We start from the raw sequence: 16,345 nt of genomic DNA on the forward strand, positions 1-16,345 counted from the left end.
AAAATTTCAAATCCTGCAAAGTCTTTTTTTGACCTTCCTGCAAGGTCTCATTTTGACCTTGTAGGTTTTAAATTAAAAAACAAAACCTACAAGGTTTTGAAAACCTTGCAGGTTAAACAAAAAATTTATTAATCGAATCCAGATTGTAAATGACTCCGAAAAAAATTGAAATAATGGACACGACGTTGCGCGATGGGGAACAAACCTCGGGCGTGTCGTTTTCAGCTTCCGAAAAATTGACCATAGCTAAACTTTTATTGGAAGAACTGAAGGTGGATCGTATTGAAATTGCTTCTGCCAGGGTTTCGGAAGGGGAGTTCCAAGCCGTAAAAAATGTGACCAAATGGGCTTTTGAAAATGACTATTTACATACGGTTGAAGTGTTGACCTTTGTTGATAATGGCGTTTCCATCGATTGGATGATCGAAGCTGGTGCGAAGGTTCAAAATTTACTTACCAAAGGTTCATTGAACCATTTAACCTATCAACTTAAAAAAACACCTAATCAGCATTTTAAGGAAGTTTCAGAAGCTATTTCACTGGCCAAGGAAAGAGGCATTGAAACCAATGTGTATTTAGAAGATTGGAGCAATGGGATGCGCAATTCCAAGGACTATGTATTTGAGTTTTTAGCGTTTTTGTCAACACAGCCAGTTAAGCGCATCATGCTTCCGGATACTTTAGGGATTTTAACGCCTACCGAATCTTACGAGTTTGTAAAAGAAATTAAAGATCTATACCCAAATTTACATTTCGATTTCCATGCGCACAACGATTACGATTTAGGGGTTGCCAATGCTATTTCTGGATTAAAGGCAGGGGCAGATGGCTTGCACTTAACCGTAAATGGTATGGGTGAGCGTGCCGGAAATGCCCCTATGGGCAGTACGGTAGCGGTTATAAACGATTTTATGCCGGAGGTTAAAATCGGCGTCAATGAAAAATTTTTGTACACCATTAGCAAGTTGGTCGAGAGCTTTTCCGGGGTTATGATCCCCGCGAACAAACCTATCATAGGTGCCAACGTATTTACCCAAACCGCTGGTATCCATGCCGATGGGGATAACAAAAAGAACCTTTATTTCAGCGATTTAATGCCAGAGCGTTTTGGCAGAACACGAAAATATGCCTTAGGGAAAGCATCGGGGAAGGCCAATATCCAAAAGAACTTACAGGAATTAGGGCTTCAGCTTAACGATGCAGATTTAAAGAAAGTCACCCAACGTATCATCGAATTGGGTGATAAAAAGGAAGTGGTTACCAAAGAAGATTTACCTTACATCATTTCGGATGTGTTGGATAGTTATTCTTATGAGGAAAAGGTAAAGGTGAACTCGTATGTATTGACACATTCAAAAGGATTAAAGCCTTCAACAACCGTTTCAATATCCATAAATGGTGAAACTTTTGAGCAAAATGCCCAAGGAGACGGTCAATTTGACGCCTTTATGAATGCGCTCAGAAGCATTTACATCAATAAAAAAATGGTGTTGCCGGATTTGATAGATTACGCCGTTAGAATTCCGCCAGGGAGCCATTCGGATGCGTTGTGTGAAACCATCATTACCTGGAAAAACCGTGAAAAAGAATTTAAAACCCGTGGGCTGGATTCCGATCAAACAGTGTCAGCGATTAAAGCCACCGAAAAAATGTTGAATATCATTACGAGTTAGGAATTCAGATTTACGATTTACGATTAAGATTGTTCAGAATTCAGAATCATATATTAATGACTTCATTAAATAAATAATAACAATAGAAAATAGCTTAAAATATCATGACCAATTAAAAAGTTGGTATTTAGTTAGGCACTGCGTTAGGGATTACTCATTTATTTCTATTTTGATAAATAGGAGATCGTGAATGCTCCGCATTTGTAGCGGTATCCTTTTTTGTTTTTCACAAAAAAGATATAGCGGAAAGCCCGACCGAAGCGTTTCCTGCAAGGTTTTTTTTAACCTTGTAGGTATGAAGCGAAGGGAACGCCCAAATGATTATTAAGAATTAGGAATTCAGATTCACGATTTACGATTAAAAATATTCGGAATTAAGAATGATGCAAATATATTAATGACTTTTTTGGATAAAAAATAGAGAATAACAATAAACAATAGAAAATAACTTTATAATGAAATTAACTATAGCAGTTTTAGCAGGAGACGGCATTGGGCCTGAAGTGATTGATCAAGCAGTAAAAGTAAGTGATGCTGTTGCTAAAAAATTTGGACACGAAATAACTTGGAAGCCAGCATTGACCGGTGCTGCGGCCATTGATGCGGTGGGGGAACCCTACCCGGACGAAACACACGAAATCTGCAAAAGTTCTGACGCTGTTTTGTTTGGTGCCATTGGCCATCCTAAATATGACAATGATCCATCGGCGCCAGTACGACCGGAACAAGGGTTGCTTAAAATGCGTAAAGCTTTAGGCTTGTTCGCCAATGTGCGCCCCACCTTTACGTTTCCATCGTTATTGGACAAATCACCTTTAAAAAGAGAGCGTATTGAAGGTACCGATTTGGTGTTTTTACGTGAATTGACCGGTGGCATCTATTTTGGTGAAAAGGGTAGGAGAGATGGTGGAGAAACCGCTTTTGACAATTGCGTTTATACACGCGCGGAAGTGCAACGTTTAGCAAAAAAAGGTTTTGAATTGGCGATGGCGCGCTCAAAAAAATTGTGCTGTGTGGATAAAGCCAACGTTTTGGAAACTTCAAGATTGTGGAGAGAAACGGTGCAAGCGATGGAAAAAGAGTATCCTGAAGTAACGGTTTCTTATGAGTTTGTGGATGCCGTTGCCATGCGTTTGGTACAATGGCCAAATAGTTATGATGTATTAATTACCGAAAACTTGTTTGGAGATATTTTAACGGATGAGGCCTCGGTTATCTCTGGTTCTATGGGGTTAATGCCATCGGCATCCCTAGGGTCTGATATTGGTTTGTTTGAGCCCATCCACGGGTCGTACCCTCAAGCTACCGGGAAAAATATTGCAAACCCGATGGCCACGGTATTATCTGCTGCCATGATGTTCGAAAACTTCGGATTGAACGAAGAAGGAAAAACCATTAGGGATGCCGTAAACAGTGCTTTGGAAAAAGGGATGGTGACCGAAGATTTAGCCGATGGCGGAAAAGCACACGGTACTAAAGAAGTAGGGGATTGGTTGGCAGCCAATATCTAGAAAACATGATGGAATAATTACCGGACCTCACAGTTTTTGAAAACTGTGAGGTCTTTTTTTGTTTAAAAACTAATGCTCTTTTTCTTTAAAATGTTGGTCAAACTTATTATTTTTGTTATTGAACTAGTTTAAACTTTTTCCAATCACCATTTTGGAATTATCTAAATTGGATTCAAAATATAAAAAAATCATTTTATGAAATGAGCATGACCGAAAATTGGCCGCAACCGCCAATGATGATATGCGAATTACATATGACCTATAAAAATCAATAAATATCAACATATGAAAAACAAAGTCATCAATTTATTCAACAATAAAATTGTGGTCGAAAATGATGGAGTCATGTATTCAGGACTTATCAATGAATTCCTAGCACCTTTTGAAGATGATTTCCCGGATGATTTTTACGTAGAAGACATTTTTGAATTTGCCATAAGCACTTGGAATTTGGCTAACATAAGTACTATATTACCGGCTAAGGAATTTAAAAACATTATTAGCTCTGCTTCCGATGCCAATCCGGATTCCGTTTTGGCAAAAAAAATGATTGCTTATAAACTGTCTCATTTTAAAGAATACGATCGTTTTATTTCAGATTTTAAAATTGCGGAAATTGATGGCAAACCTATGGTCTCGGTAATAACAGAAACCAAAGAAGCTTACTTGGATAATCTCCAGGATAATTTTAGTGACGATCTATCGGAAGCCGATTTTACAGATAATTACATTAATCGCTATGCAATAGTTTTAAAACCCAAACAGCCCCTCTTTGATTGGGTAAACAATTTATATCCTGACGATGAGAAAATCGTTGAAGTCCTTAGGTCAAATGTTTATTTAAAAAATGAGGATGATGATTTAGAGAAATGGCTTCAAAAAAAATACGATAAGCTGTTTATGATGGAGCTTGATAGTTGGCATACCAATAAAAAAGAATGGCCACAGAAGCGGAACTATAAAATGTTCAAACAGTGGTTTCAAGTGGATATTTCTGATATGGTTTATGATTTGGAAAACACACCTGTCCGTAAAGAATATTAAGTTTAATGGAACTCGGTACTTTTGACACGTATTTCACGGATTTACACTTATTAAATCCGTGAAATACGTGTCTGTTTTTATGACAATATTTGTTGTGAAGTGATTCAAACTTTAAAACCTGAGTTCGACATAAGAATTAGTGCATACTATTAATAATCAGAAGTTTAATAATTTTGTCATTGCTAGGCAACAGATAAAAAAATTATCAAGCGATATTGTTGACAAATAAATTGAATTTGAACTGGGAATTTGAAAATATGGATTGTCCCCCTAAGGGGACTTTAGAGGTGTTTTTAAAATTTGAGCGCTATTTAAATAGTTGATAATCAAATATATAAAATACTTGTCATTGTGAGTTTTTTCACTAGAAAAAAAGCGAAGCAAACTTTAAAATTGAACTTATTGGATTTTATTTATAAATTAAACAGATTGCTTCGTCGTGTGCCTCCTCGCAATGGCGAATGTGATTGATATTCAGTTATTTTGATTCTTGCATATATCGAACTCAGGTTTAAAAGTAAAAATCTTTTCTAATCCATTAAATCCGTGTCTTTTTTCAAAACGATTTGTTTTTGAACAAAACTTGTGGTATTGGGCAACTCAAAAACCTCCAAATCAAAATAAGGTACGGCGGCTATAACATGATCAAAAATATCGGCCATGATATACTCGTAGTTTTCCCAACGCTTATCACTGCTAAACGCATATATCTCCAATGGAATGCCTTGTGGTGTGGGTGCGAGTTGGCGCGCCATAATCATCATGTCCTTATTAATGGCGGAATGGTGCTTTAAATAGGTGTCGATATACTTTCTAAAAACGCCTAAATTGGTCAGGTTCCGTCCATTTAAAAGCAATTCTTTATTGATGCCATTCTGTTTATTGTAGCTATCAATATCCGCTTGACGGTTTTCTAAATAAGATGAAATCAATTGAATATCTTTAAGCGTATCTACCTCGTCCTTAGTTAAATACTTAACGCTATTTTGAGTAATGTTTAAAGACCGTTTAATACGTCTGCCATCCGAATTGGTCATGCCTCGCCAGTTTTTAAACGAATCGGAAATAAGGGCATAGGTTGGAATGGTAGTAATGGTCTTATCAAAATTTTGGACTTTCACAGTGGCGAGGTTTATTTCGACCACATCGCCATCGGCTCCATATTTTTCAAAGGTAATCCAGTCGCCAATACGCACCATATCGTTAATGGACACTTGGATACTGGCTACAAATCCTAAAATGGTATCTTTAAAAATTAAGATGATGATGGCCGAAGCAGCTCCTAAACCGGTCAGAAAATTGATAAGAGGCATTCGGGTAAGAATGGCAATGGCCGATAATATACCTATTATCCACGCAAAAATCATAAATACCTGAATATAACTATCTATGGGCTTGTCTTTAAGGCTTGGCAAGGTTTTAAAATAGTCTTTAAGGGTATGGAGCAAACTGCGGACAATCCATAAGGCTAAAATAAGCGCAAATACGGTCAGGCCACGTTCAAAAACAACTTCAAAGTTTTGAAAATCATAAAAAACAAAAGGCACAAATTCGATGGCTATGAGGAGCGGGATGATGTGTGCGATGTTAATGGGTACTTTATTGGCGACCAATAAATCGTCAAAATTAGTTTTGGAGCGCAGTGCGAACTTCGAAAAAAGACCAATCAGCAACTTTCTTATTACAAAATCTATAGCATAAATAATAACGGTCAATGCTATGGCCAATACCAGCATGTTCAGGTATTTTGACGTGGATTCGTCTGTGCCAACAGCTACAAAATAATCGTATATAAAATGTCTGATGTTATCCATTTTTCAAGGGGTTTAAGTACTTTCTATCCATATAGAAAGTACCGAAAGGAATAATTGATGCCAATAGAATGGTTCCGAATGTTTTAGGTTTCCAACGTAATTCCGCTTTAAGCATAAAGGCCAAAATAATATAGCCCATAAACAATATACCGTGGGGCATTCCTAACAGTTTAACATATTGCGGATCGTTAAACAAATATTTAATGGGCGTAGCAATAAATAATAAGAGGATATAAGAAACCCCTTCTAGGAGTGCTGTGATTCGGAATATATTTAAGAATGATACCATAAAAAATAATTAGGCTACAAAAATACGCTGCAATAGTTGAAAAGCACTGCGCATTTTGGGATTTTTAAAAGGCGTGGAAAATAACGATGCCGTAAATTAAAAAGCGCAGTAACCGCAACGATCCGTAAGCCACCACATTTTTAAACGGAAACTCAATAAGGCCTGCCGCCATACACGAAATTGAAAAGGGTAGTGGCAATAGGGCGCCGACAACAATTAAAAAACCACCCCATTTTCTGGAATTTTTAAGCTGTTTCGCCATTTTAACCTCTAAATATGTGTGTACTTTAGGGATTTTAGTAATAATATGCCCAATATAGTAGGACAATAAACCGCCAGCATAGGACAATAGTGCCAAAATGCTTAAAAACAACCAGGGATAGTCCATTTTTCCTGCCCATGCAATAAATATTTCGGGTGGCACCAAGCCCAATAAACTTTCAGAAAGAAAAAAGAAAGCGACCACACCAAAAGCGGGCAGTGTTTCGGTAAGGTGCACCAAAGCAGTATTGATGTCGTAATAATGGTTGATGATGTATAGGGCCGCAACGATAAGGATGATAAAAGGCAATGCTTTTTTTACAGCATTCCAAACAAAATTGTAAAATCCGGTATAACTGTAATATTGGTGCAGTAATTGCCAACGTGATTTTTCTGTTTTAGATTTGGGTTTCATAAAAAGCCTTACTTTTTTTTTGGGAACACAAAGGTACTGTAAAATATATGTGCAATCCCGATGAATGGGCAATTTTAATAATTTTATAACATTCGTAGAAATATGGGTTGGCATAGATTGAATATTGGGGCGATCGCTGTGAAAAAATACCAAAACAAACCAACTGTGGCATTGAAACTTTTAAAAGGAGGAAGAGATGCACTCAATAGTATCCATAAAAAAAGCCACTTATAAATTATAAGCAGCCATTTTCAATGGATTAATTAAGAGGGATTTATTGTTCGTTCGATGCCATAAGCGCAAAAAACTTATTGATGTTTGGTAAAATAACTATACGGGTCCTTCTGTTTTTTGATCGGTCTTCTTTGGTATCGTTACCGGCTACAGGCAAATAACTGCTCCGTCCAGCGGCAATTAGTTTTTCTGGGGCTACATTGTATTTGTTTTGAAGCGCCCTTACCACCGAAGTAGCACGTAGCACGCTCAAATCCCAGTTATCAGCAATTTTCTCTGTATTGATGGACCTCGCATCGGTATGGCCCTCGACCATCACTTCAATACTAGGTTCAGAATTGATAACGTTCGCTAATTTTTGAAGAATGTTGTTCGCTTTATTGCTTACGCGGTAACTAGCGGTATCAAATAGCATTTTATCTGAAATGGAAATCATGACCACCGTTTCGTCAATATCAATGGCAATATCCTCATCTTCATTCAACGTACTGTTATCCAACGATTTTTGCAAGTTGTAAGACACTGCCAAATTCATGGAGTCTTTAAGGGTAGTAGCTTGTTTCAATTTATTTGGGTCCACGTTTGCCAATGTTTTACGCATTTGCTTTTTGGTTTCGTTAGAAATCACAGCAACATTGCCAACCGTTTCCATTTTAACGTCGTTTTCTTCAGTAAGCGTATTTATTTTAGCATTATAAGCCTCAACGCGCGCTTCAATTTTAGCGAATTTAGATTCCAATTCTTCTTTTTCAAATTGTGTTTTAGCCAAGGCGCTTTTAACTTCACCGTTTTCATGTTCTAAAGCCATGTATTTTTTTTTCGATACACAGGCGGTCATTATAATGGTTGCGAGTAATACAAAGGAAATTCTTCTCATAATGTAGATATTTATTGTTTTTTTATCCCGATAACTATCGGGAGTCATATGCGATTTGCATGGCTCAATTGGTAAATGCGACCAATTTTTTATGCCATTCTCCATAATATAATTTTAATGTTAATATAATTTTTAATTGTCTCATTATAGTTACGAACGAAAAGGGGATATAGACTATATGATAAATAAAAAAGTTGCAATTAATTCATAAGCCAATGATATAGAATCGTTTAAAAATATTCTATTTTACATAATATAAATTATAGTACAAATGTTCATTATGTTGTTTAAGCTGTCGTTTCCATTTGATAGCTATAATGTAGTATTATGTAAAATATCCCAGAAGCATTCGTTTTCATAAGAATAATTGGAACTTGGGTCATTAAACTTATAAACGGTTTGCTTCGCAGAGTTTTTTAAAACATTATGTATCTATAATTTGTTGTTATGTAAAATAGCCGCTACCAAGCGCTCGATTGTTTTATAAAATCAAATTGCTCTGGCAATTTATTTTACACACAATTATCCATCGCTTGCCAACGCCAAAATAAAAGCTAACCTTTTTGCGCTTATTAAAAATCGCGTATTCGACAAAATGTACGTTATAAAAAATTTTACGAGATTCTCGTGGATTGCCACAAGAGTATAAAATTTTCCCTTGCTCAAATCCTTGCTTAAAAATTTCTATACACTTGTTAACTGTAGAATTTCAATTAATCTTTTTTTCTTTTTTCACTATCTTTTGTCTTGAAACAAAAGAAACAAAAATTCAAGGCTGCATAAACTTTTGGAAACAATTTACGGTTCATTCGCTATATTTTAGGAAACATTGTAACTGGTTAACATTGCTTTGAAATCCCTTGTATAATTGTAACTCTTAAGAAACCGTATTACTAAACCCCTAAAATATGTACGCTCACTTCACCTTATTGTTTTACCAAAATTTTCTGAGGCCAAGGAAACATCGAGATTCTATTTTACATAATAATTAAAGATTCTAATGAATTTTACTTAATCTTTGAATTTAATAAATAACGAACTGGTCGAGTCTTTTTTAAGATTAATTTTTCCTTAACTGCAAGTTTTAACCACTCATCTACTTGTTTTGGAGTTAATTCAAAAATCTTCAAAATTTCTTCTTTATTAAATTCTTTATCTATAAAATGAGAAGTTGATTTTTGCATAAAAAAGTCAAAAAATGAAATTCCTTCTATACTTACATTGTCAGAATTTAAAGTTGTATTAGGCTTCTCTCCTATTGATTTTATTTCGGTTTCTTGAACTTTATTAGATAATTCTACTTCAATTTCTTTGTCATAATTGAATAAAGTTCCTTGAGTTTTTGTTGATTTAGGTTTAGAATTAATAATATTTGAAACATTAAATTCTTTAGGTAAAAAACGAGCTCCTTTTTTTACTATTTCAAAATTTCCTTTATTGGTTTTATTCTCAATAGGTGCAACAACCCATAATGGGGTCCAATTATTCTTTAGATTTTCATTTGCACCTTCCCATGTTCCTCCTTTAGTTTCAGATTTCACTACAATAGTGGCTTGAGATAAAACATAAATAAGCTTATTTCTACCCATAGCATTACCAACATTAAAACCAACTTCAGGATTGAATGGAGAAATTAAAACTAATTTGTTATCAACAACATATTTCCTATAAACTGAAGATGAAGATTTTTTTAATAGACTATCCGCTAGAACACCCAATGCATAACCATCATTTTGCAGAATACCAGTCATAGAATGTTCATCTATACCTCTAGCTCCACCTGATACTACTCCATATTGTTGTTCCTTGAGTTGTTTGACTATTTCTTTTGTTGTTGATATTTCAGTTTCAGAAATATGTCTTGAACCAACAATTCCTATGTAGTTTTTATTTAATAAGTTTTTATTTCCAATACCAAATAATATTGGAGGCACTTTATCTTTTAATTTAATTTTTAAACTGTTCGGATAAAATTCATCACTTCGATTAATAATCCAAACTCCTGCTTTAATCCATTTTTCTAATTTAATAGCTAATGCCATTTTACGGTCTAGCAACTCAATAATTCTGTTTTTTGATATTGAAGTATCATTCCAATTGACTAAAAGTTTATCTAAATCAATGGTTAAAAGGTCTTCTGGTTTAAGTTTTTTAGACTGTAACCATCTGACCGTTTTGTTCCATTCTAATAAGGACAAAGGTTTGTTTTTTTTATCTAAATCCTTTGAAAAATAGGATGTTAAGAGTAATATTGCTTTGGTTCTTTCTGAAATCATTTTAGTCACTTACTGATGTTGATGTTAAGGCAATTGGATATACTAAACCAGAACCTGATTTTTTTAACAATGTCGTTGCAATTGTAAACGTCGTCCACCTTGAGTCTACTGCATCATCTACCAAAAATACAGGTTTATTTTCAACTTCGCCTTCAATTTGGAAAACACCATCTAAATTATGACATTGATGAAAACTATTTTCTTGATCTTTTTGTGGTTTGGTATCTTTAGCTTTAACAATTAAAGGTTTAAAAGGTATTCCTAATTTTTCCGCCAATCGTTTTGCGAAATTAGGCACTAATTCCGGATGTCTTAATGAAGGAATACAAGTTAACCATTCTGGAAAAGGGTTTGGTTTCCATCTATCAACAATCATTTCATACATAGCATCTACCAACTCATCTCTAAAATATCCCGAATGTTTATCGTCTGTAACCATATTTCCCCAACCAGCATCTCCCCAACGAGATAATACTTTACCTTTTTCTGCCTGCAAATCTTCTCTCAAATTACCTCGCCAATCATATTCTGGTAAAGCATTTTTTGCAATTTGCTTTCTTGGTAAAATATCAAATTCAGAATGCTTTAAATAAATAGAGGCTTCAATTGTATTACTATGAGAAACTGAATCTGGAACTATTGCCTTACCCAAACAATTTCCACATTTTCCACAATTAGTAATGTTTTGGTCATCTAATTCTCTTTGCAAGAATGACATTAAACACTCCTTTGTAATTATATAATCTTGTACAATATTCCATTCTAATTCACGCTGATTTGTTAACCGTTCAATCTTTTCCTTATCCATTGCAAAAGATACAGCTGAACGTTTCCATTGTGTACCGACTTTAATAATAGGCGAAGGTTCTTCTACGCTTAAGTATTTTATAGTCTGATTTATTTTACCATAACTTAAATTTAGAACTTCTTGTAATTTAGGAATTGACAAGCCATCATAATCTTCAAGAGCTTGTAATATATTTTGTACTGCATATTCAGGAGGAAAAGCGGATTCTCTAAAATAATTATGAACTTCTGCATCTTCTTGTCCAGACAATAAAATACCATAAGCACTATCAATAGCTCTTCCAGCACGACCTACTTGTTGGTAATAACTAATAATAGAATCTGGTGCTTGAAAATGTATTACAAAATTAAGGTCTGGTTTATCATAACCCATTGCTAAAGCTGTAGTAGCAACTAGTACTTTTAAATCATTATTATATAAGGAATCTTCTAAAAATTCTCTGTATGTTGTAGAATCCTCAAAATTATCATCTTCAACACCAGAGTAATAAGCTGCTGCTTCAATATTACAATCATTTAACCATTGTACAACAGTTCTTGCATCACGTTTTGTTAATACATAAATTATTCCGCTACCATCAAGATTTGGTAAATTTTCTTTAAGCCATGCTAATCTCGATGCTTGGTCTTTTAAAACGATATTTTGAAGCTTTAAGCTTTCTCTTGTTAATGCTCCTCTTAAAACATTAATACCACCTAATTGTTCTTCAATATCTGCTACTACTCTATCATTTGCTGTAGCTGTAGTTCCTAAAACAGGCATACCTTTAGGCATTACTTTTAAAATACCAACAATTCGTCTGTAATCTGGTCTGAAATCGTGTCCCCAATCTGAAATACAATGGGCTTCATCAACTACAAATAATCCAATTTTATCAGCTATAGGAAATAATATTTCATCCATAAAACGCTCATTAGCTAATCGTTCGGGTGAAATTAAAAGCGTATCAACATTGTTTTTTAAAACCTCATTTTGAATGACTTTCCAGTCATCAAAGTTGTTTGAATTAATAGTTACTGCCTTTATTCCTAAACGTTCTGCTGCTTCTATTTGGTTACGCATTAATGCCAATAAAGGAGATATAATTATAGTTGGACCTTTACCTTGATCTCTTAAAATTCTACTACTAATAAAATATACAGAGCTTTTTCCCCAACCAGTACGTTGTATAACTAGCAGTTTTTCCTTATCAACCGTTAGTTTCTCAATAGCTTCCCATTGTCCATCCCTAAATGTAGCACCTGGTATGTTAAGTGCTTTACGCAAAAGTGAAACTGCTCCTTGCTTATCCATACTTTATTATATTATTTTATAACTCAAATTTTTTTACCTAAAAATAAAACTAATCTTCCCAAACTATGCTTAAAACTTGATTGCCATGAAATAAACAATGCTCTTTAAACTCCCTATTTGTTTGAGATTGCCATACATTACTAAACCAATCCATAGCAAAAACTGTTTGAGTATTATTTGGCTTTCTAGATAAATTAAAATACTCTCCTACAACAGTATCCTCTGGAACTTTATATTTACCGTTTTTTAATTTCCAATATGGAAAATCATCACTTGACCAGTACCAAACTATTTCATTATTTTTAGAATAAACAACCATTATTGGGTGATTACCAATAGCTGAAAAGCGTAATGCTGTGGCAGAAATACTAGTTTGATATTTTTTTGCCAACTCTTGTATTAAAGAAAAATTAAACTTTCTTCTATAACAATCTTTATAAATTTTACTTTCTGGTAATAAAAGACAAGATGCAAAATAATCTGCTTGTCTTTCAGCCCTATTATTGTTTACAAAACCCGTGAATGAACAATGACTTGGAGATTTACCTTGTACTAATACATTTCTGTGTGAATCTATAAAAAAATGGCCTAATTCATGAGCAAATGTAAATCTTGCTCTTTCAGTATAAGCATGCCCTAGCCTATCAATATTAATAAATATGTGAAATTTATTATTTTTAAACTCTATTAATCCATCAAAAGAATCTTCATAGTTACCATAACTGTAAGTAATATTGTTTTTCTCAGCAATAATTTCAGGATTAATAAGTCCTCGAGGAAAATGATATTCTGCAATGCTACTTGCCAATTCGTTTAGACTTTCTTTGTCGTATGTAGTTAAAAAATCACTATTTTTTTTCTCCATTTTCGCGATCCTTCAGCATTTTATTTTTTACTTCTTTAGAAATAGCTTTTCCATCTCGAGCAGCCATTGATAAAATATCAGATTCTAAAGGCAAAGATTTAATAGTTTCCAAGTCCAATTTTTTTATTTTTCCCTTCTCTATAATTTCTAATGGATTATTCCAATTTTCTGGTTTTTCATATGACTTTTTATATATTTTTTCGAAAGCCTTAATTTCTTGGTCGCTTGATGGCATTATATAACCATTCAAGCGTAAGATTTTTGCTAAATCACTTTTATTGGTTTTCATTTTAAACGGCTTTTAATTTTGATTTTGATTCAATTTCACTAATAAGTTTCTTTTTTACACGACTTCTAATCATTCTAATATTGTCGCGAGTTGTTCCATATAATTGCTCAATATTATCAAGAACTTCTGAAGGTGTGTTTTTCCCTTTTTCGTAATTATCGTAATATGTTAATATTATATATCTATCCCTTTCAGATAATGAATAAAGAGCATCTTCTAAGATTTTTCTATTAGTCGATAATGCCAATTCTAATTTTTCAAAAATTTCAGGAGATATTGACGGTTCAAAAAAGTGCTCATCATCATCAATTATTTTGGTTTGTTTTGAAGTATAGTTTAATGATTCCCTTAATAAGTCATTTTTTTCATTTTTAGCAATCGCTGCTAAATATACTCGGAAAGCATCATCTTGTGTCTTATGTTTTCTTGAATCAAATTCAAAATCTAGAGGCTTATTGTAAACTTCCATAAATGTATTATTAGTAACTGTATTTGCAAATACAGTTTTTTCAGATTCTGAATTTAAATAAATTGATTTCTTAACTGAATTAAACACAAACTCACTAAATCTTTTGTATATCAAACTAAATGACTCATTAGCCATTTTTTGGTCTGTTTCCTTTTCTGATACATAGAAAAGTAGGTCTTGTACTTCTTCTGCCATATGAGATATGTTGTACTTGTATTGTTAATATCTGATTTCCGTGACAAATTTTTAATAATATAAAATGTCACACTTTAAAGATATTATTAATGCAACAAAAATCAACTATTATTTAATATAAATATCTCATTTAAATGCCTGAAAACTTTGAATTTAGAATCTGTCACGCTTTTAAGATATTATAAGTATAATGTAAATTAAAAAAAATGGCTACAAACAAACCTGTTGGAGACAACGCAAGAAAAGGAGCGGTAAAACAACGTTCACAAGTATTAAATCCTAAAACTAATCTTTATGTAAAACGCGATACAGAAACTGGAAAGTTTATGGACGTAAAAACATCTGGAGGAAAATTTAAAGGCGTGAGAAAAGAAAAATAATGGAAAAAGAAAGATTAATATATACCATAAGTAGGTTTGATCACTATTTTGATAGTGTAAACAACAAGACTGCTGTATACATAGCTATTAACACATTTGTTGTTGGTTCTCTTATAACTTCATATGTAACTTTAGTAAATGATATTAGTTGTTATTCTGAAATATTTCAAGCTTTAATTTCTATTTCATTTCTGATTGGATTATCAACATTAATAATTCTAGTAAACGCAAGTATCCCTTTTTTTTCTAAAGATTCCAAATCTATGTATTATTTCGGCGGTATTGGAACGATGAAAAAAGATGAGTTTGAATTATGTTCAAAAACGCTCACGACAAAAAAAGAAATGAAAGATTTAAGAAATCAGGTTCATACTCTTTCTACAGGTTTAACAACAAAATTCACAAAATTGAAATTAGCAGGTAGATTATTAGTAGCACAATTCATCATGTTAATACCAATTTTTACAATAATAATTTTAAATAAATAACAATATGAAAATATACGATGACTATCTTCAAATAATTAAAGATGCTGTTGAAAGTGATACTTCCAACCAATTTTCTAAAGGATTAGGTTCTCCAATTTATGGTAGAACAAATGAGCAATTTAAAGCTATATTAAATAGAATTGAGGATAAAGAAATAGCATCAGAAATGAAAATGTTTTCTGAAGGTTTAGGCAGGCCTGTTAATTATAATCAACAATTAGGTCTTCACCCTAGTTTTGCACATTTAAAAAATACGGACAATGTTGAAGAACACTATATTGTATCAGTATTTATTGATATTAAAGGAAGCACAAACCTTTTCAAAAAATTTGATAAAGAAACTAATTTTTTGATTACAAATGCAATTATCAAAAGCAGGAATACATACTGCTCTAATATTTGGAGGATATGTTCATAGACTTCAAGGTGATGGCATGTTTTTATACTTTGGAGATGAAAATACTGAACAAAAGAAAGCAGTTGAACTTGCATTGCAAATGGTAAGTGTTTACACCCATTTCGTAAAAAATGATCTTAAAGAATATTTATTATCGCAAGGAATTGAAAATATAGGTGTGAGAACAGGAATTGATCTCGGAAAAAAGGAAGATGTGTTATGGGGTAATTCTGGTATTGGTGAGATTAGTGAAGTTACGACTTGTAGCTTACATACAAGTTTAGCCAGTAAAATGCAATCTTCGGCTTTGAGAAATGGTGTTGTTGTTGGACAATACGTAAAGGACGAAGTTTTGTCGAATGATTTTTTTAGTCCAGTCTGTCAACGTTCTGATAAAACCGAAAGTGACAGATACATTTATAGAATTGATGATAGAAATTTCTATTATACACAGTACGATTTTAATTGGGAAAAATATTTAAAGCAACAAAGTTTTGTAGCAAATGATATTTATGGAAATCCTATTATTAAACTTCCTTCTAGCGTAAATTCAATTGCAGCGCTCAGACCTATTGCTGAAATTAATAAACCTTATTTTAATGAAGGAAAAAACGATACTAGAAAAGGATATAGATAAATTTTGTGAAGTTTATCCATCATTTAAATACTACAAAAATTTTAATAAAAAATTTTGTAACTAATCAGTTTTCAAACTGAAATTCATTTTTAGCGATAAGTTTCAACGCTTCTGATACGTTCATTCCATT

The 16,345-nt window shown here is 33.2% G+C and carries 16 protein-coding genes; 7 read left to right on the forward strand and 9 right to left on the reverse strand.

Features of this window, described 5'->3' with window-relative positions; all coding sequences use genetic code 11:
* Nucleotides 1-149 precede the first annotated feature (149 nt).
* From ACU1LP_RS10670 to ACU1LP_RS10680, 3 genes are all read left to right on the forward strand, one after another.
* Complete coding sequence (locus ACU1LP_RS10670; RefSeq protein ID WP_445736240.1) at nt 150-1,673, forward strand: alpha-isopropylmalate synthase regulatory domain-containing protein; 1,524 nt, start codon at nt 150-152, stop codon at nt 1,671-1,673.
* 455 nt (nt 1,674-2,128) lie between these two features.
* Nucleotides 2,129-3,184 carry a 3-isopropylmalate dehydrogenase gene (gene leuB / locus ACU1LP_RS10675; RefSeq protein ID WP_445736241.1) on the forward strand — a complete coding sequence of 352 codons (1,056 nt, stop codon included), beginning with the start codon at nt 2,129-2,131 and terminating at the stop codon, nt 3,182-3,184.
* A gap of 285 nt (nt 3,185-3,469) precedes the next feature.
* Complete coding sequence (locus ACU1LP_RS10680; protein ID WP_445736242.1) at nt 3,470-4,228, forward strand: hypothetical protein; 759 nt, start codon at nt 3,470-3,472, stop codon at nt 4,226-4,228.
* 530 nt (nt 4,229-4,758) lie between these two features.
* Here the strand turns inward: ACU1LP_RS10680 and ACU1LP_RS10685 are convergent.
* The 9 genes from ACU1LP_RS10685 to ACU1LP_RS10725 form a co-directional block, all read right to left on the reverse strand.
* Nucleotides 4,759-6,042, reverse strand: coding sequence for a mechanosensitive ion channel family protein (locus ACU1LP_RS10685; RefSeq protein WP_445733221.1), 1,284 nt, complete (start codon nt 6,040-6,042; stop codon nt 4,759-4,761).
* Nucleotides 6,035-6,331 (reverse strand): DUF3817 domain-containing protein, encoded by a 297-nt coding sequence (locus ACU1LP_RS10690; protein WP_445736243.1) that lies wholly within the window; start codon nt 6,329-6,331, stop codon nt 6,035-6,037. Before ACU1LP_RS10690 ends, ACU1LP_RS10685 begins: the two co-directional genes overlap by 8 nt.
* Nucleotides 6,332-6,395: 64 nt before the next feature.
* Nucleotides 6,396-7,007, reverse strand: a complete 612-nt coding sequence (locus tag ACU1LP_RS10695) for a YqaA family protein (protein ID WP_445736244.1) — start codon at nt 7,005-7,007, stop codon at nt 6,396-6,398.
* Nucleotides 7,008-7,281: 274 nt separating this feature from the next.
* The gene (locus ACU1LP_RS10700; RefSeq protein WP_445736245.1) at nt 7,282-8,118 is read right to left on the reverse strand and encodes an OmpA/MotB family protein; all 837 of its coding nucleotides are present in this window, start codon (nt 8,116-8,118) and stop codon (nt 7,282-7,284) included.
* A 1,007-nt stretch (nt 8,119-9,125) separates the two neighbouring features.
* The gene (locus ACU1LP_RS10705; RefSeq protein ID WP_445736246.1) at nt 9,126-10,394 is read right to left on the reverse strand and encodes a DNA-processing protein DprA; all 1,269 of its coding nucleotides are present in this window, start codon (nt 10,392-10,394) and stop codon (nt 9,126-9,128) included.
* 1 nt (nt 10,395) lies between these two features.
* Nucleotides 10,396-12,495 (reverse strand): RecQ family ATP-dependent DNA helicase, encoded by a 2,100-nt coding sequence (locus tag ACU1LP_RS10710; RefSeq protein ID WP_445736247.1) that lies wholly within the window; start codon nt 12,493-12,495, stop codon nt 10,396-10,398.
* A 49-nt stretch (nt 12,496-12,544) separates the two neighbouring features.
* Entirely contained in the window at nt 12,545-13,360 is an 816-nt protein-coding gene (locus ACU1LP_RS10715; protein ID WP_445736248.1) for an ImmA/IrrE family metallo-endopeptidase, read from the reverse strand.
* The gene (locus tag ACU1LP_RS10720) at nt 13,344-13,649 is read right to left on the reverse strand and encodes a hypothetical protein (protein ID WP_445736249.1); all 306 of its coding nucleotides are present in this window, start codon (nt 13,647-13,649) and stop codon (nt 13,344-13,346) included. The genes ACU1LP_RS10715 and ACU1LP_RS10720 overlap by 17 nt, the downstream gene beginning before the upstream one ends.
* Nucleotide 13,650: 1 nt before the next feature.
* Nucleotides 13,651-14,313, reverse strand: a complete 663-nt coding sequence (locus ACU1LP_RS10725) for a sigma-70 family RNA polymerase sigma factor (RefSeq protein ID WP_445736250.1) — start codon at nt 14,311-14,313, stop codon at nt 13,651-13,653.
* 206 nt (nt 14,314-14,519) lie between these two features.
* On the opposite strand from ACU1LP_RS10725, the gene ACU1LP_RS10730 reads away from it, so the two are divergent.
* From ACU1LP_RS10730 to ACU1LP_RS10745, 4 genes are read left to right on the forward strand one after another with little or no spacing between them, the layout of a single operon-like run.
* Nucleotides 14,520-14,693, forward strand: coding sequence for a hypothetical protein (locus ACU1LP_RS10730; protein ID WP_200810835.1), 174 nt, complete (start codon nt 14,520-14,522; stop codon nt 14,691-14,693).
* On the forward strand, nt 14,693-15,181 hold the full coding sequence (locus tag ACU1LP_RS10735; RefSeq protein ID WP_445736251.1) for a hypothetical protein: 489 nt from the start codon (nt 14,693-14,695) through the stop codon (nt 15,179-15,181). The genes ACU1LP_RS10730 and ACU1LP_RS10735 overlap by 1 nt, the downstream gene beginning before the upstream one ends.
* 4 nt (nt 15,182-15,185) lie before the next feature.
* Complete coding sequence (locus ACU1LP_RS10740; protein ID WP_445736252.1) at nt 15,186-15,599, forward strand: hypothetical protein; 414 nt, start codon at nt 15,186-15,188, stop codon at nt 15,597-15,599.
* Nucleotides 15,541-16,215, forward strand: coding sequence for a hypothetical protein (locus ACU1LP_RS10745; protein WP_445736253.1), 675 nt, complete (start codon nt 15,541-15,543; stop codon nt 16,213-16,215). Before ACU1LP_RS10740 ends, ACU1LP_RS10745 begins: the two co-directional genes overlap by 59 nt.
* Nucleotides 16,216-16,345: the final 130 nt, after the last annotated feature.

The organism is Mariniflexile sp. (genome assembly GCF_052728615.1).

What these genes read in the sequence shown, in the direction of transcription:
- ACU1LP_RS10670 (WP_445736240.1), top strand. Translation starts at nt 150, where the DNA reads ATGACTCCGAAAAAAATTGAAATAATGGACACGACGTTGCGCGATGGG.
- leuB (WP_445736241.1), top strand. Translation starts at nt 2,129, where the DNA reads ATGAAATTAACTATAGCAGTTTTAGCAGGAGACGGCATTGGGCCTGAA.
- ACU1LP_RS10680 (WP_445736242.1), top strand. Translation starts at nt 3,470, where the DNA reads ATGAAAAACAAAGTCATCAATTTATTCAACAATAAAATTGTGGTCGAA.
- ACU1LP_RS10685 (WP_445733221.1), bottom strand. Translation starts at nt 6,042, where the DNA reads ATGGATAACATCAGACATTTTATATACGATTATTTTGTAGCTGTTGGC.
- ACU1LP_RS10690 (WP_445736243.1), bottom strand. Translation starts at nt 6,331, where the DNA reads ATGGTATCATTCTTAAATATATTCCGAATCACAGCACTCCTAGAAGGG.
- ACU1LP_RS10695 (WP_445736244.1), bottom strand. Translation starts at nt 7,007, where the DNA reads ATGAAACCCAAATCTAAAACAGAAAAATCACGTTGGCAATTACTGCAC.
- ACU1LP_RS10700 (WP_445736245.1), bottom strand. Translation starts at nt 8,118, where the DNA reads ATGAGAAGAATTTCCTTTGTATTACTCGCAACCATTATAATGACCGCC.
- ACU1LP_RS10705 (WP_445736246.1), bottom strand. Translation starts at nt 10,394, where the DNA reads ATGATTTCAGAAAGAACCAAAGCAATATTACTCTTAACATCCTATTTT.
- ACU1LP_RS10710 (WP_445736247.1), bottom strand. Translation starts at nt 12,495, where the DNA reads ATGGATAAGCAAGGAGCAGTTTCACTTTTGCGTAAAGCACTTAACATA.
- ACU1LP_RS10715 (WP_445736248.1), bottom strand. Translation starts at nt 13,360, where the DNA reads ATGGAGAAAAAAAATAGTGATTTTTTAACTACATACGACAAAGAAAGT.
- ACU1LP_RS10720 (WP_445736249.1), bottom strand. Translation starts at nt 13,649, where the DNA reads ATGAAAACCAATAAAAGTGATTTAGCAAAAATCTTACGCTTGAATGGT.
- ACU1LP_RS10725 (WP_445736250.1), bottom strand. Translation starts at nt 14,313, where the DNA reads ATGGCAGAAGAAGTACAAGACCTACTTTTCTATGTATCAGAAAAGGAA.
- ACU1LP_RS10730 (WP_200810835.1), top strand. Translation starts at nt 14,520, where the DNA reads ATGGCTACAAACAAACCTGTTGGAGACAACGCAAGAAAAGGAGCGGTA.
- ACU1LP_RS10735 (WP_445736251.1), top strand. Translation starts at nt 14,693, where the DNA reads ATGGAAAAAGAAAGATTAATATATACCATAAGTAGGTTTGATCACTAT.
- ACU1LP_RS10740 (WP_445736252.1), top strand. Translation starts at nt 15,186, where the DNA reads ATGAAAATATACGATGACTATCTTCAAATAATTAAAGATGCTGTTGAA.
- ACU1LP_RS10745 (WP_445736253.1), top strand. Translation starts at nt 15,541, where the DNA reads ATGCAATTATCAAAAGCAGGAATACATACTGCTCTAATATTTGGAGGA.